Source organism: Flavobacterium sp. LM5, assembly GCF_002017945.1.
Lineage (GTDB): Bacteria > Bacteroidota > Bacteroidia > Flavobacteriales > Flavobacteriaceae > Flavobacterium > Flavobacterium succinicans.
The window spans coordinates 285,109-299,806 of the sequence record NZ_MUFX01000001.1 but is presented as its reverse complement, the minus strand read 5'-3'; the positions used below and the strand labels follow the sequence as shown (position 1 = coordinate 299,806).

The window sequence follows — 14,698 nt, the reverse complement described above, 5'->3', positions numbered from 1 at the left end:
TTTGGATTTAATTAGAATAAGATCCAATATTAGAATAATCCCATGTTCTTGGTGCAGAGATGTTCCATTCTGAATCGGTAGCAGTAGTTCCTTTAGAAACCGACCAATCGGTATTAGGTTTGGTCACGGTTTTCTTTCTCCAAAACGTATTGTTTCGGGTTTCAGCGGATTCTCCTGCGATCGACCAAATAAAGTTGTTTCTAGAAGATGAAGTTGCCGCAGTAACTCGGGCTACTTTTGGACTTCCAAACACATCGATAATTTTATATTTTGCACCATTGATGGTATGGGGTCCAGCTGCATCTTTTTTCAATAAAGCGATAGCGCTGTTCCCACTTAACTGCAAAGGTAAACTGGCGCTAGCATTAGCGGAACTTGTTGTACCCCAAGTTACATCGCTTTTTACCACAGCCGGATCAGCTTGTACTGAAGCAATAACATAGGTTTTGATGCTCGCTAATGTTCCAGTTAATGGAAGTGAATTGTTGGCATCTGTAAAATTCCATTCAGATAAAGTCGCTTCATCAGTGGTCGCTTGGTAACCGATGACGTAGTTGGATAAATCGATAGCATTATCTGTTCCGTTGTACAATTCGATGTAATGATTTCTTTTGGAATTGTCGGTGTTCACAAATGTGGCAATTTCTGAAATCAACAATTCTTGAAAGGCATTGGTTGGAATCTCCACTTTTTCTTCGGTGAAATCAGAGGAACAACCGGTGAAGAATGCAGCACTTAATAAGCTTATATATAAATATTTTTTCATGATCATAATTTTAGAAGGTTAATTGTACACCAAGATTGGTGTTCCAGTTGGATGTGTTGGTAGGTTCAATTTTGCGATCCACATAAGAGGTGTTCAAACCAATTTTCAGGGCATTGTTTTTTAAGTATTTGTTGACACCCACTGTGTACCAATTTTCTTTTTGGACCAAAGAAGTTACCGATGCTACTTCAGGTTCAATGAAAGAAACGCGAGTGTCAAAAGCCCATCCGTTGCGGGTTACGTATGATGATTGTAAATTCACGCCATACCCCATGTTGTATTTAGAAGCTGAAGTTTCTGCATTCAAAAGGGTAGAAGCCGAGCTGTTGCTGTACAAATCTTTTCCATTCACTGAGGCATGAGTATACTCTCCAATGAAAGAAAATCCTTTGTATTTGACGATGAAATCGGTTACTACTTTTCGGTAATCAGCATAGGCCGCTTTACCGTCTTTATCAAAAATTCCAGTGATGATACCATTACCACTTCCTCTAGCTTCGCTGGCTTTTACATTATAGCTGCCGGCTACACCAAAAGCTACTTTTAACGATGGTTCGTAGTACAAATCGTGACTAATAAACGCATTGTTTTTGATGAAATCACCCAAAGGCATGATGTCTAAACGACCACCATATTTCAATCCTGAATCGGCTTTTTCACCAAATGCAATTTGACCATCTCCCGTGGTGATCGATACTGAGGGATACAATCTAACTCCTCCAATTGTGAAATTCGTTTCAATGAACAAACCTCCTTCACGTGTTGCGCCTACAAAGTTTTGCATCAATCCGCCATAAGCAATGCCGTCATTGGACTGTCCAGCTATAGTTTGTGAGATGTTTTGAGCAAAGCGTTCGTCTTCTAAAGCCAATCTATTATTGGTATTCGTTCTTTTTTCTCCAAAATAAAGGTAGGCGTTTTTTTTGTAAAGATTCAGTCCTACCCAAGCTTCCAAAAGGCCTTTGGTTCCCGTAAAATCAGTCACCAAACCAATACGTGCTTTATCATTCAAAAAAGAACCGTTCAAGTAGATACGTGCCATATTGATCGACATTCTGCTGGTGTTTTCGGTATCGGTTCCGTTATCGGCTTTGTTGAAGGCGGCACCCGATTGAATGGTCCCAGAAATATTAATCACGGATTTGTTTTTCTTACCCAGATTGATGAAGGTACCTTCTCCATTTTTGTAAATAAAGGTCGAATCTGTTTTTTTGGCCTCCTTTATTTCTTGTGCATTACTGTACGTACTGATGAGTAATACTGCAGCGATGGTATAAGTAAATATTTTTTGCATGATAAATTAATTTTGTAGTTGAACGATTTGACTCAAATTCACGCGTAGTAGTCGTAACCTATCGGAATTGGGTAATGTTTTTAAAATCTTGTTTTGATACAACGAATTGTTTCCTTCAGGCTCCAAGAGGTCGATCACGGTATTTCCCATTTTTTGATGGGCGTTAATCAAGATGGAGCCAGCGGGAATAGTCATGGTTTCTTTTTGCAATTCGAACGTATCATTAGCGGCAGGGATATACGTTTCTACTTCCATTTCGTACGCTTTTTCGGTTATTGAAAAATCCACTCCTGAGGTTCTCAATACATTGAATAGTGGCTTACTTTTGGTAATAATCACATATCCTTCAGGACGTTTTCTAGTGGCTGTTGCGATATGATTGATGTTGTCTTTGGCTTTGAATTTGTAGATCGAATAGGCATTGGTACACGTATTTACAAATTGAAAGTTCGATTCAATCATCGTTGGTTTTGAAGCAATAACAATCTCTGTTTTGCCCTCAACAGCTTTTTGATTGGCTTTGTCAACGGTTGATTTGATCTTGTCTGCTAATGTATTGGCAATGTCCAAGTACGAAAGTGCGGCTAGGGTTGAGGTTTCAATTCTTCTTTTGGCTGCTTTTTCTTTCTCTGTCACTCCTCGAATTTCCATCAAAATCGAAATTCTATTTTGTAAAGCATAATTGGTAGCACTTGAACGCGAGGTAATACCGCCAATATTTAGAATGACTTCGTTGTCCATGCGTTGCGAAGTACAATAATTACGGACTACTCTTTGATTTTTTTCTAAAAAGGCTTTCGTTGGGTTAACAAAATCAGTTTCGATCATTTTTCGAATGGAAGCATCTACGTTGAGATTGCCTGAAAATAAAAACATGGCATCATATGAAGAGGTCAAACAATCATCTATATCTAAGAAATCTTTTCGATTCGGATTGTACTCATGAAAATCGATCACGACCTGCGGATCAAAAGCATTGATAGCGTTCTTGATATTGACTGATTCAGGAACATTTAAAATACCTAAGTTTCGGTTCAAATCGGTTTCATCATTTGAAAAACGGGTTTCGTCTTTATGACCATCCACATTTACCATCGGAACGATTTGCAGGATTACTTTATCCAAATACGAACTATAGGCGGGATTCTCCAAAATTTCATATAACGTATTGAGCATGGCGTCGGTACTGATGGGTTCGTCACCGTGCATGCATCCTAAGAAGGTTACTTTTACTTTTTGAGCATCGTTAGTACTGCTTTTTTTGTTTAAAATAATTGCGGGTGTTGCATTGCCTCGTTGTGATTTTCCAATAGTGGAAACGGTCATCGTTTCGGGAAATTTTACGGCCAAATTATCGATAAACTTGATCACATTATTGTAACTCGTATAATAATCGCTGCCATTGGTAATTGGTACAGGAAATTGCTTTTCGGGATCTTTAAAAAAGGTCGAGTAGATGTCGTTTTCTTGCGCCATGAGGTTCAGGGCAAAAAGAAAACCAACTATGGTAAGGATTGTTTTTTTCATTGTTATAATTGTATAGTTACCATTACTTGTCCGTATAAATAGTCATTGGCGCCACCTTTGATGTTCGATTTTCCAATTTCGGTTTGAATTTTCAAATCGTGACCTGCTAAATATTTGGTAGCTACAAGTGAATAGTTTTTATCGTATGTATCGAAGGAATTGGACACTTCATCTTGGTACAATTGGGTATAACGAACTCCAAAAGACCAGTTAGAAGGCAATAAATACCCCGCTTGAACATTGAAACCAGATCCTAAGTTTAATCTGGAAAGGACTTTATTTTTGGCTTCTTCGGGCGTTCCGGTGTAGGGTGTAAATTTACCCGACAAAGAAAATTCACCGGCAATATTGTTAGGAACACTGGCTTGGGTCATGAAATAACTTCCCAAAGAATAGAATCCTCTGTATTTGAACATATAATCAACCCCAAATTTTTGATAATCAGGCAGCACGATATTTTGGTTCGCATCGCCATACAAATAACGACCACCGTTAGTTCCTTTGGCTGAGGTTTGACCGTCATTGTAGCTGTACACGGCTCCGAGTACCAATTTTGGTTTTTTTTCTCTGGCCAAATCTTCCATGTAGAATTCGCCAAGTTTAGAAAAGGATCCAAAAGGAAGATAATCCAAACGGGCGCCATATTTAAATCCGCCGTAGTTCTTGGTTAACCCGGATTGTCCTTCACCTGTTGTGATGGAAACGTAAGGTTTGAACAATTGACCGCCGATTCTAAATTGACCTTGATAACGAATTCCGTAATCAAATATCGCGTCGAATGCACTCGAAAGTTCACTTCGTTCAATGAATCCTAATACCTCACCTTCAATTCTGGTTTCTCTAGAATCCAAATAATCGGCTCTTAGACCAAAATTGATGCGGTGGCCTTTGGCTGGACGATACTCGATATAAGCGTCTTGTAAAAGGTTATTGAACGAACGATTTCCAGAAGTGGTACTTTGATAATCCGAGGCAAAATTCAAACGAATTCTGTAATACAATTTCTTGTCAAAAAGGTTACCGCTCACTTTCATACGAGCTCTTCGGATTCTAAACTGGGAATTCATCGTTTCAAAATCGTCGGAGGTGTTCATTAGATATAATGATTGAACGCTTTGAGTAATGTTCATCGAGGAACCATTTTCAGAGATAAAATTGATACCATCTCCAATGTTGTAATTCCTTTTTAAACGTACGATACTAGAGCTTGAGTCTAAGTTAATATCTTCATCATTATCATAGTTATCTTTGTCGTCGTCTTGAGCATAAGTACTGGCGCCAAAGACAAAACACAACAATACAATCAGGTAATGATTTAGTTTTGTTACATTCATAGTGTAGCTGTTAATTAATTTTTAGTTTCAAAATTTCCATAAACAATGATGTTGCCATCTTTCATCATTTGTTTACCTCTTGCGATTACATCAGTCAGTTGTAAATCGTTGGTGAAAGCACAAAAATCGGCATCGAAACCTACTTTTATACTTCCTTTATGTTTTAAAGCCAAATTTTTGGCTGGATTAGTAGTGATTAACTTAAAGGCTTGTTCAATGGGTAATTTTCCTTCTTGCACTAACAATACCACTTGTTTTAAATTCAAATGAATCGGTGCTTTTTTGAAGCCGATAGTAACGCCTTGTTCGTTGACAATTCCGATTCCAGCATTACCATCGCTACTAAAGGTCATTTTATCGATGGATACGCCTTTTTCTAGAGCATACAGCACAGATTTGTAGGGATCCGTATACTTGGTTCCGCCTGAAGTAATGTCGATCATCCCGCCCAGTTTGGCGAACTCAATGGCTTGTTCAAATAAAGGAAGGGTACGCCCCACGTGCGTTGGAGAAATATGTTCGATTGGGAATTCGTATTTCTGAACTAATTCTAACAAAACGTCCATTCTAGAACTTAGCGCGCCTAGATGGATATGAAGAATACCTTTTTTTCCAGCGATTAAGCCACCCACTCGCACTTGTTTTAATTCACGAAGTAAATCAATAGCTTCAGGGTACGAAGATCTTTCGTCGCTGATGGCTACTTTACAACCCACTACTTTATCGATAAAAATCATATCATCTTGTATCGATTGGGTGAAAGTAACGGCATCCAACCCAAAATAACTGGTCAAGATATAGGCCGAGATTCCTTCAGACTCCAATGATTTAGCTTTGGCATACAAAGTTTTTATACTTCTAGCACTTCCATCAGTCCCTAATAATCCTACAACAGTTGTAGTACCACAAGCAATAAATTCACTCAACATGATTTCGGGTGTCATAGAACCAAAGCCATGTTTACCTCCTGCGCCCGTAATGTGCACATGTTGGTCAATTAAACCTGGAGTTAGGATTTTACCTTTAAAATCAATCACTTCTGAGAACAGGGTCGAAACGTCAATAGTATCCTCAATGGCAACTATTTTTTCTCCAGCAATAAGAATGTCTTTTTTGCCTAAAAATTCTGGGGCATAAACGGTGGCGTTTTGAATAAGTTTTAACATAACTATAGTATAAAGTGGTGAATAAGCATGACTAATAAGGCAACAACGAACGGAATGGCATTGCGTTTGGCAATATCAAAAGGGGAAACTTTAGCGATTTCAGAAGTTGACAGCAGTACACCTGAAATAGGGGAAACCGTTCTACCCATTGAAGCAGCAAATTCCATTGGTAAAATCATGTGTGTGGTGGAAACAGCCAATTCACCCGTGAGTTTGGGAACTAATGGGCCAAAAGCAAAAAAGGCTGCATTGCCACTTCCCATCAAAATCGAAGCTAGGAAAATCATTAAAGCCATTACAATACTGATGCCATCAGCACCCAAACCAAGACTTTGTGAACTAGTAATTAAGCCGTCAATGAACATCAACGCAATTAATCCTTTAGAGAAAATTTCGGCAGCAATGATAAGCGTCACAACCGATTTAAAAATATCTCCCATTCCGTTGAAGAAGATTTTCAAAGAATTAAAAACCACTTTGACGTCTCGCGTTCTAATCGCTTCAAATACAATCCCCACAAAAACACAAAAGATCATCACCATAGTGGTATTGACGCGTATCGGATTTTCAAAAAACTGAAAAAGATCTGAAAAAACTAATAAAATGATGAGCGGTAAAATGGGAATAATGGCATAAAAAACCGGAACTTTCAATTCGATTTCTTTGGTTTCAACGGCAGTAACTTCCACCTTCATTTTTTTGTCATAATATTTATTGACAAAGTAATAAGTGATCATTAATGCGATGGTCAAAGGCACCATCAATGGGATTTGTGAATTAAAAAAATGCGATACTGAATCGGTTTCGATAATTTTAACCGAGCGCGCAGTGATTACTGAAGCTGGACCCACTCCAAAGGCCGTACAAGCTGTAATTACCGATGCCGCAGAAAGCCGACTGACACCCAAATTGACCATGATTGGAAAAATAGAGGCCATCATCAAAAGGGCTAAACCTGCCGCCGATGGTATACAAATGAATAGAAATTGCCCAATAGGGATCACCATTGAGGCAATGATGTAGGGGTATTTTTTGAGTAAAGAAAGGGGTTTCATGGCCAGATACACCAAGGCATCTGAGGCGCCAATTTTATCAATAAAGGCTACGAATCCGCCAATGGCCATAATCATTAAGCCAACATTTGCATTAGTTTGACTAAAAGCGATATTTATATACTCAAAAATATCGAAGAATGCAGAGCCGGTGGGTTTGTCTAGTTTTGGCATTTCAAAACCCAACACTGAGGCGACTCCAAGCATTAACAAGCCGCTAATAATTAAAACAGCATGGGCATAATAGTTTTTGATTAATAACCTTGCTACGATTGCAATGAAAACGATTGCAATTAGTGATCCTGCTAATATCATAATACTTGATTTAAAATTTATTCAACATCTAAGTTCTTGTTGATTAGTGTTTTGTGTTGTATAAAGGTATGAAATTTATTATTTCCGAAAGTGCGTTACAATAAATAGAGTGAAAGTCGAATGTGAGACACATCCTCTAAAATGTAAGAAATTATGCAAATTTAAAAATTAGTGAGGGAAGCTTTTATGATAAAAATCAAAGAACTTGCGTATTAATAAAGGTTTAACAGGCTTTGTTAATATGTGTTAATCTGCAGCAAAGTGTTTTTTACAAAGTGTTTATTCTGCTTTGATTTCGCGGATTTGGGATTAAAAATACAATTAGAAGAAGTGTCTTTTGGTTGAAAATTAGAATGTTAATCTAAAATCACTTAACTTTATTTTCGCTATTTTTTTGATATGATTTATAAGACTCTTTTAATTTGCTTATTTCAATTGCCTTGGCTTTTTTCGTTACAGGCTCAAACCAAGAAATTCAAAATTCATACGGTTGCATTTTACAATTTTGAGAACCTTTTTGACACCATCAATGACCCCGATACTTTTGACGAAGAATGGACACCCGATGGTTTGCAACGATGGACGAAAACAAAATACCAAACCAAACTCCGCCATTTGGCTCAAGTCCTTTCGGAAATTGGCACGCCCGAAAATAAAGAATTGCCCACCTTCATTGGCGGATGCGAAATCGAAAACCGAGCCGTACTCGAAGATTTGATTCAACAATCCCAATTACAAGAGGCTGAATATGGCATCATCCACTTTGATTCACCCGACAAACGTGGCATTGATGTGGCTTTGTTATACCGAAAAAAATGGTTTCGTCCGACAAATTACAGTGTGATTCCCTTGTATTTGAATGTTACTCCAGAGTCTGAAAAAACCAATACCGCTGCATCATTGGCTGAAAAAACTGAAGATGATGTTCCCATTCTAGCACCAACCAAAAGAATTTACACTCGAGACCAATTGCTGGTTAGCGGCTATTTAGAAGGAGAAGAAATCCATCTACTTGTCAATCACTGGCCTTCTCGTTCGGGTGGCGAACAAAAAACAAGTGCATACCGAGAAGCCGCTGGAAAACTGAACAAGAAAATCATCGATTCGCTACAACAACTCAATATCAATGCAAAAATCATTACGATGGGCGACCTCAACGATGGCCCTCATAACAAGAGTATAAAATTGGCTTTAGGAGCCAAAGGAAAAAAAACAGCGGTAGCTCCACACGAAATCTTCAATCCGTTTGAGGCTTTGTTGAGCAAAGGCTTGGGTACAATTGCGCACCAAGATGCTTGGGATATTTTTGACCAAATTATGCTTACAGGTACTTGGCTAAGTTCAGATTATTCGACTTGGCAGTATTGGAAAGCAGGCATATTCCAGCGGAATTACCTCATTCAAACGCAAGGAAAATTCAAAGGCTATCCACTTAGGCATTCCCTAACCGAAGTTGGGTACAGTGACCATTTCCCAGTATATGTCTATTTGATTAGAGAAGGGAAATAGGGACTCGGCATTCGCGTTTAAAAATTTCCGCCACGAATTCACTAATAAATAACGAACTACAATATGTTTTAATGGCACGAATTATTAAAGCTAATGGAATTTGTGACATTTGATTTCAATTTCGATGATAATTGGTGTAATTATACTAAACACTATTTCAATAAACCCCAATCGAATTTTTGTCATATCGAGCGCAGTCGAGATACAACAAGGGTTCTCGACTGCGCTCGAACTGACAAAATGAACTATTTTATATAATTTATTAGTATTACTTCGCGGTTCGCTATGCTTGAGTCGTTGCTAACTTTTTTAAAGCGAATTCCCTGAAGTAGGAAGAGAAACGGTTTCTGATAGTATCATTTGATAGTATCATTTTCCTTATCTTAGCCTTTCCAATTTTAGTACAAAAACAATGGCCATAGCAAAACCCTTCAACCTCAACCAATGGATTCAAGATAACCGTGAGTTATTAAAACCACCCGTTGGCAACAAGAATCTTTATGTTGATTCTGGCGACTATATAGTGATGATTGTGGCGGGTCCGAATGCCCGAAAAGATTACCACTATAACGAAACAGAAGAACTGTTTTACCAACTCGAAGGTAGTATAAAAGTCATCATCCAAGAAGAAGGGCAGCGTAAGGAAATGGAATTGCACGCAGGAGATATGTATTTGCATCCCGCTAAAATTCCACACTCGCCCGTTCGCTCCGAAGGTTCTATTGGACTAGTCATTGAACGTAAAAGAGCAGGATTGGGTTTTACCGATGGTTTGCTTTGGCATTGTGACTCTTGTAATCATAAACTGCACGAAGTCTATTTTGAACTCCACAACATTGAAAAAGATTTTCTCCCTCATTTTCAACATTTCTATAGTTCTGAGGCGTTGCGTACTTGCCAAAATTGTGGCACCGTGATGGATACCGACCCAAGATTTATGGGGAAGAAGTAAACGTTTGCACTAAATTTTTAAAACATATAAGGCATAGGAGTTTTGCATCCTTTGTGTAAATACTTGTGAATTATGCTATTATTTTGTGAACCATAGAAGGCATTTAAGGTCATTTAAGAATTTACTATGTGACCATTTTACCACTAAGCAACACAAAGAAGTCACGAAGAAGCACAAAGTTTTTATAGCTTCCTTTGCGAACTTAGTGCAAAACCTTGTGTCCTTTGTGGTTAAATTTTTTACACAAAGCAATACTCTTTCACTTTGCGTCCCTTGCGTAAAACCTTGCGCCCTTTGCGGTTAAGCTTTTTACCAAACACACTATGGATTTAAACAAAACTTAAATGCCCTTAAGTTTATATGGTTAAAAAAAATAGAAACTAAAATGTCTCCTATGTTTCATTTTTTTCAATTGTATACTACAACTCCATACGCACGCCTTGTTCAGGAAAAACAAAAGTCAATCCCAACTCGTTTGGAGCCGCTAATTGTTGCTTTATTTTTTGGATAGCAGCAGCTGGAGGTTTCAAATGGGTAATGATGATTTTACATTTTTGCAAGGCTCCTTTTCCAGTGAGTGCTGCTAAAACCTGCATTTCTTTCATCAAATGTTTAGGCGTTAAATGTCCGAATAAGAATCCATCGGGTTGTTCGTTAGGAAACGAAACTTCTATAAAAATACCTTTCAACTCTTGTTTTTGAATCAAGGGTGCGATGGTCTTCCAAAGGTCGGCTAGGTTTGTGGTTTTTTCTACGGAGTCAGGTCCTGTATCACCTAAATACAAGATCGCATTGTTGTCTTTTTTTATTAAAAAGGCTGTGCTTTCGTAGGGATTTACGTGACTCAACGGAAACGCTTGTACCGTCATTGACGTATTCGAAATGGGTATTGTTTTCCCAAAAGAAAGGGTTTCGAAATGGTATTTTTTCAAGGGTTTACCTATGCCTGAATCGCCAAAATTCGCCCAAGTCTGGTCGTTGAAATAATGGTTTTGCATCATTTTCATAGCAGGAGCTATGGCGTAAACGGTTTTGGTCGAGTCAGCAGGTGAATTGATAATCAATCCCGACACGTGGTCCAAATGCGCGTGTGAAATACAATAGCCTTTGATGTATTGGCGCAAAACTGTACTTGAAGACACCGAGAAAGTACCTTTTTCAATTGCTTTTTCAATACCTGAATGAACGGTTCCAGCATCTAAACAAACGTATTCCTTTGTTCCGAAAGGAGCCACTAAATAGGCCGATAAATTGCGTTCATCGATTCCGCCATAAACTCCCAAAGGCACCACTTCAAAAAAGGGTTTTGCTTTTTGTCCAAAAGAAACTATCGTGGACACTAAAAACAACAGCACCCATCCAAAAATTTTTCTCATCTTTTCTACATTGAAAATTAAAGGTTAAAAGTACGGCTTCTGCGGAAAATGACTGTTTTTTCTAAATGAAATCTACCTTAATTTTGGGATTTAGGTTACTTTTACGGCTTCTCAAAAGGACTTCAATCAGCAGAAAGTCTTGATTTTTTGGTGTTTACTAATTTTAACTAGGAGCACTTCTTTGAAATTTGCATCTAAATACTATCTTTACGAAATAATATAACAATTTTAACTAAAAAAGTTACAATGACAACAATAGCGACTCAATTCGGAATGAACGAAGCCCTAGCGCAACTAGGTATTAAAGCAGTAAATGAAGGGACTTCTACTGGAACGCAGCACTTTGCAAGCGGTTCTTTGTTAGAAAGTTATTCTCCTGTAGACGGACAATTAATTGCCTCAGTAACCACAAGTTCTGCTGCGGATTATGAAAAAGTGATGCAAACTGCGACAGCTGCCTTCAAAACATTTCGATTGATGCCAGCCCCACAACGTGGTGAAATTGTACGTCAGTTTGGAGAAAAATTACGCAAAAACAAAGAAGCTTTAGGGAAATTGGTTTCTTATGAAATGGGGAAATCGTTGCAAGAAGGCTACGGCGAAGTTCAGGAAATGATTGACATTTGTGACTTTGCAGTAGGATTGTCTCGTCAGTTACACGGATTGACGATGCACTCTGAGCGCCCTGGGCACAGAATGTATGAGCAATACCATTCGCTTGGTGTAGTAGGTATTATTTCTGCCTTCAACTTTCCGGTAGCGGTTTGGGCTTGGAATACGGCTTTGGCTTGGATTTGTGGCGATGTTTGTGTCTGGAAACCTTCTGAGAAAACGCCTCTTTGCGGAGTAGCTTGTCAAAATATAATTGCCGAAGTGTTAAAAGAAAACAACCTTCCAGAAGGAATTTCTTGTTTGATTAACGGAGATTACACTATTGGTGAAATGTTGACCAAAGACACTCGTGTACCTCTAATTTCGGCTACAGGTTCTACTAGAATGGGAAAAATTGTAGCACAAACAGTAGCGGGTCGTTTAGGAAAATCGCTTTTAGAATTGGGCGGAAACAATGCGATAATTGTGACTCCTGATGCTGATATCAAAATGACGGTAATTGGCGCTGTTTTTGGCGCTGTTGGAACCGCAGGACAACGTTGTACCTCAACCCGTAGATTAATCATCCACGAAAGTATGTATGATAAAGTAAAAGACACTATTGTGGCGGCTTACGGGCAATTGCGAATTGGAAATCCATTGGATGAAAAAAACCACGTGGGACCACTTATTGATAAACAAGCCGTTGAAATGTATAACCAAGCATTGACTAAAGTAGTAGCCGAAGGCGGTAAAATTCTAGTAGAAGGTGGCGTACTTTCGGGTGAAGGATATGAGAGCGGTTGTTATGTAAAACCAGCTATTGCTGAGGCTCAAAATAGCTTCGAAATTGTACAACACGAAACCTTTGCGCCTGTATTGTATTTGTTGAAATACAGTGGCGATGTTGACAATGCCATCAAACTACAAAATGGTGTAGCACAAGGTTTATCCTCTGCTATTATGACCAATAATTTGCGTGAAGCAGAACGTTTCTTGTCAGTAGCAGGGTCAGATTGTGGCATTGCCAATGTGAATATTGGTACTTCGGGAGCTGAAATTGGTGGTGCATTTGGTGGAGAAAAAGAAACTGGTGGCGGAAGAGAATCAGGTTCTGATGCTTGGAAAGTGTATATGCGTCGCCAAACCAATACGATTAATTATACGACCAATTTACCTTTGGCACAAGGGATTAAATTTGATTTGTAATAGCGCTTTTAAATATATCAAAACCCTTTCAGAATTTCAACCTCTGAAAGGGTTTTTTATGGCTAATTGTTTCCAAAAAAATCCTAATGTAACTCCTTAGCCCCGATGGGAGGGAAAATCCTTTTTATCCCTTTTTCGGGATAAAAAGATTGGAAGGACAGCGGGAACTTTGTGGCTAAAAAGGCCTTATGTTGCTGCTCCTAAACCTTTTTTACATGCTAAATGTTGCGCCTATCGAAAAGGTAAATTGGTTGTTTAGGTTGTAGTAGCCTCGGTCTTTGTTTTCGTATTTGGCAATAGGGAATCCGGCTTCGGAGAATAGACCAAAACCATTGGTAAAAAAGTAGCGAAGCCCTACATGTCCGCCAAAGTTTTTTAGTCCTAGGCTTAAACCGGGATAAAAATCTAGTTTTTCGTCAATTTGCAACACGCTACCCAAATTGGCGTTGATACGAATTTTGGCATCAAAACGATCTTTGAAGGCGGGTTTGTTGGCGCCTGGTAGTCGGTCGAAGCCCAGTATGTAGGAACCTACAATGCCGTATGATAGGTTTTCGCCCAGACCGAAATCGGAGGCCAATTGTATGGCATTGCCGCCATCTTGAATGTTTACGCCTACGCTAAATTTGTTGTCGCCTCTTCCGGTAAACGCTTGCTGCGCATGGATACAACTGAAGGTCAATAGAGCGGTGATAAGGGCTAATTTTTTCATTTTTTTATAGATAAATTGATAATTAGATAGTGTTAATTTCTGCCTTTTTCGTCGAAATACAATTGATGCAAGGGTTCGCTTTGCCAGTATTCTTTGGTATCGATGTCCATAATTGTGAGTGGTCCTTTGAAAGCGGCTCCTGTGTCGATGTTCCAAACATTGGCCATTTGTACGGGTGTGGTTAGCTCTAAACGCGTAACAGGTGTGTGTCCGATGTAGATTTCGTGATAAAGTGTTAAGCGTTTTGGGTACGACAAATGGTTTTTTGGAAGTGTTTTGTCTAGGGCAACGGCGGTTTCCCAAAGGGTACGATCCCAATAAAACAATCGCGGAAAGTATTCATAATTTATTCCGTTTAGGTTGGTAAACCCAGCATGAATGAACAAACGATTGTGTTCGTCAAGATGATAATTTTTTAATTTTTTTAGAAAAACTAGGTGTTTGGCAATGGTTTCGGGTGTTACTTTTTCGTAGGCGAGTACGGTCGCTTCGCCGCCATGTTTGTACCACAAGGGATTGTCTTTGCCGCTGTCGAGATAGTCCATGAACAGTTCGTCATGATTGCCACGGATGCAAATTACATTGTGTGTTTGTTGCATTTCGATAAGTAAATCAATCACTTGTGGGGACTGGCTCCAACCATCGACATAATCGCCCAAAAAAATCAGTTGATCTTGTGGGGTTACTTTTGCTCGCTCTAGTACTTGATGTAAGGCGCGCAAGCCGCCGTGAATGTCTCCAATAACCAATGTTCTCATGTGCTCCAATTTCGATACCTACAAAAATAGTAGAAATTAGTAGAAAACCTTTTTTTGCTGTAACAAATGAATCGTATCGGTGTAAATTATAGGACGTTTTTAACAATTGAATCCAAGAAAAGCAGGCTGCAATTGGT

The 14,698-nt window shown here is 38.8% G+C and carries 12 protein-coding genes; 3 read left to right on the top strand and 9 right to left on the bottom strand.

The window, feature by feature from the left end; genetic code table 11:
* Nucleotides 1–7: 7 nt before the first annotated feature.
* The 6 genes from BXU11_RS01230 to dcuC are packed head-to-tail and all read right to left on the bottom strand — an operon-like array spanning nucleotide 8 to nucleotide 7,454.
* Nucleotides 8–766 carry a lamin tail domain-containing protein gene (locus BXU11_RS01230; RefSeq protein ID WP_189318493.1) on the bottom strand — a complete coding sequence of 253 codons (759 nt, stop codon included), beginning with the start codon at nucleotides 764–766 and terminating at the stop codon, nucleotides 8–10.
* Nucleotides 767–776: 10 nt separating this feature from the next.
* A complete protein-coding gene (locus tag BXU11_RS01225) occupies nucleotides 777–2,060 on the bottom strand; it encodes a hypothetical protein (protein WP_078210713.1) in 1,284 nt (427 codons plus the stop codon).
* A 6-nt stretch (nucleotides 2,061–2,066) separates the two neighbouring features.
* Nucleotides 2,067–3,587: a M14 family zinc carboxypeptidase gene (locus BXU11_RS01220; RefSeq protein ID WP_024982484.1), complete on the bottom strand. Its 1,521-nt coding sequence runs from the start codon at nucleotides 3,585–3,587 to the stop codon at nucleotides 2,067–2,069.
* Nucleotides 3,588–3,589: 2 nt separating this feature from the next.
* Nucleotides 3,590–4,921, bottom strand: coding sequence for a porin (locus tag BXU11_RS01215; RefSeq protein WP_078210712.1), 1,332 nt, complete (start codon nucleotides 4,919–4,921; stop codon nucleotides 3,590–3,592).
* A 14-nt stretch (nucleotides 4,922–4,935) separates the two neighbouring features.
* On the bottom strand, nucleotides 4,936–6,087 hold the full coding sequence (gene iadA, locus BXU11_RS01210) for a beta-aspartyl-peptidase (protein WP_024982486.1): 1,152 nt from the start codon (nucleotides 6,085–6,087) through the stop codon (nucleotides 4,936–4,938).
* A 2-nt stretch (nucleotides 6,088–6,089) separates the two neighbouring features.
* Nucleotides 6,090–7,454 (bottom strand): C4-dicarboxylate transporter DcuC, encoded by a 1,365-nt coding sequence (dcuC, locus tag BXU11_RS01205; RefSeq protein ID WP_078210711.1) that lies wholly within the window; start codon nucleotides 7,452–7,454, stop codon nucleotides 6,090–6,092.
* Nucleotides 7,455–7,853: 399 nt separating this feature from the next.
* On the opposite strand from dcuC, the gene BXU11_RS01200 reads away from it, so the two are divergent.
* Both BXU11_RS01200 and BXU11_RS01195 read left to right on the top strand, forming a co-directional pair.
* On the top strand, nucleotides 7,854–8,963 hold the full coding sequence (locus tag BXU11_RS01200; protein ID WP_078210710.1) for an endonuclease: 1,110 nt from the start codon (nucleotides 7,854–7,856) through the stop codon (nucleotides 8,961–8,963).
* Nucleotides 8,964–9,375: 412 nt separating this feature from the next.
* Nucleotides 9,376–9,915, top strand: coding sequence for a 3-hydroxyanthranilate 3,4-dioxygenase (locus BXU11_RS01195; RefSeq protein WP_024982489.1), 540 nt, complete (start codon nucleotides 9,376–9,378; stop codon nucleotides 9,913–9,915).
* Between the two features lie 419 nt (nucleotides 9,916–10,334).
* Here the strand turns inward: BXU11_RS01195 and BXU11_RS01190 are convergent, their stop codons facing one another.
* Nucleotides 10,335–11,291 carry an MBL fold metallo-hydrolase gene (locus BXU11_RS01190; protein ID WP_078210709.1) on the bottom strand — a complete coding sequence of 319 codons (957 nt, stop codon included), beginning with the start codon at nucleotides 11,289–11,291 and terminating at the stop codon, nucleotides 10,335–10,337.
* 246 nt (nucleotides 11,292–11,537) lie between these two features.
* On the opposite strand from BXU11_RS01190, the gene BXU11_RS01185 reads away from it, so the two are divergent.
* Entirely contained in the window at nucleotides 11,538–13,091 is a 1,554-nt protein-coding gene (locus tag BXU11_RS01185) for an aldehyde dehydrogenase family protein (RefSeq protein ID WP_078210708.1), read from the top strand.
* A 211-nt stretch (nucleotides 13,092–13,302) separates the two neighbouring features.
* Here the strand turns inward: BXU11_RS01185 and BXU11_RS01180 are convergent, their stop codons facing one another.
* Nucleotides 13,303–13,803, bottom strand: coding sequence for a DUF6646 family protein (locus tag BXU11_RS01180; RefSeq protein ID WP_078210707.1), 501 nt, complete (start codon nucleotides 13,801–13,803; stop codon nucleotides 13,303–13,305).
* A gap of 32 nt (nucleotides 13,804–13,835) precedes the next feature.
* On the bottom strand, nucleotides 13,836–14,561 hold the full coding sequence (locus tag BXU11_RS01175; RefSeq protein ID WP_024982493.1) for a metallophosphoesterase family protein: 726 nt from the start codon (nucleotides 14,559–14,561) through the stop codon (nucleotides 13,836–13,838).
* Nucleotides 14,562–14,698: the final 137 nt, after the last annotated feature.

Bases quoted from the DNA above. Each gene is read 5' to 3' on its own strand.
- BXU11_RS01175 (WP_024982493.1), bottom strand. From the start codon at position 14,561: ATGAGAACATTGGTTATTGGAGACATTCACGGCGGCTTGCGCGCCTTA.
- BXU11_RS01190 (WP_078210709.1), bottom strand. From the start codon at position 11,291: ATGAGAAAAATTTTTGGATGGGTGCTGTTGTTTTTAGTGTCCACGATA.
- BXU11_RS01195 (WP_024982489.1), top strand. From the start codon at position 9,376: ATGGCCATAGCAAAACCCTTCAACCTCAACCAATGGATTCAAGATAAC.
- iadA (WP_024982486.1), bottom strand. From the start codon at position 6,087: ATGTTAAAACTTATTCAAAACGCCACCGTTTATGCCCCAGAATTTTTA.
- BXU11_RS01185 (WP_078210708.1), top strand. From the start codon at position 11,538: ATGACAACAATAGCGACTCAATTCGGAATGAACGAAGCCCTAGCGCAA.
- BXU11_RS01180 (WP_078210707.1), bottom strand. From the start codon at position 13,803: ATGAAAAAATTAGCCCTTATCACCGCTCTATTGACCTTCAGTTGTATC.
- BXU11_RS01215 (WP_078210712.1), bottom strand. From the start codon at position 4,921: ATGAATGTAACAAAACTAAATCATTACCTGATTGTATTGTTGTGTTTT.
- BXU11_RS01225 (WP_078210713.1), bottom strand. From the start codon at position 2,060: ATGCAAAAAATATTTACTTATACCATCGCTGCAGTATTACTCATCAGT.
- dcuC (WP_078210711.1), bottom strand. From the start codon at position 7,454: ATGATATTAGCAGGATCACTAATTGCAATCGTTTTCATTGCAATCGTA.
- BXU11_RS01230 (WP_189318493.1), bottom strand. From the start codon at position 766: ATGAAAAAATATTTATATATAAGCTTATTAAGTGCTGCATTCTTCACC.
- BXU11_RS01200 (WP_078210710.1), top strand. From the start codon at position 7,854: ATGATTTATAAGACTCTTTTAATTTGCTTATTTCAATTGCCTTGGCTT.
- BXU11_RS01220 (WP_024982484.1), bottom strand. From the start codon at position 3,587: ATGAAAAAAACAATCCTTACCATAGTTGGTTTTCTTTTTGCCCTGAAC.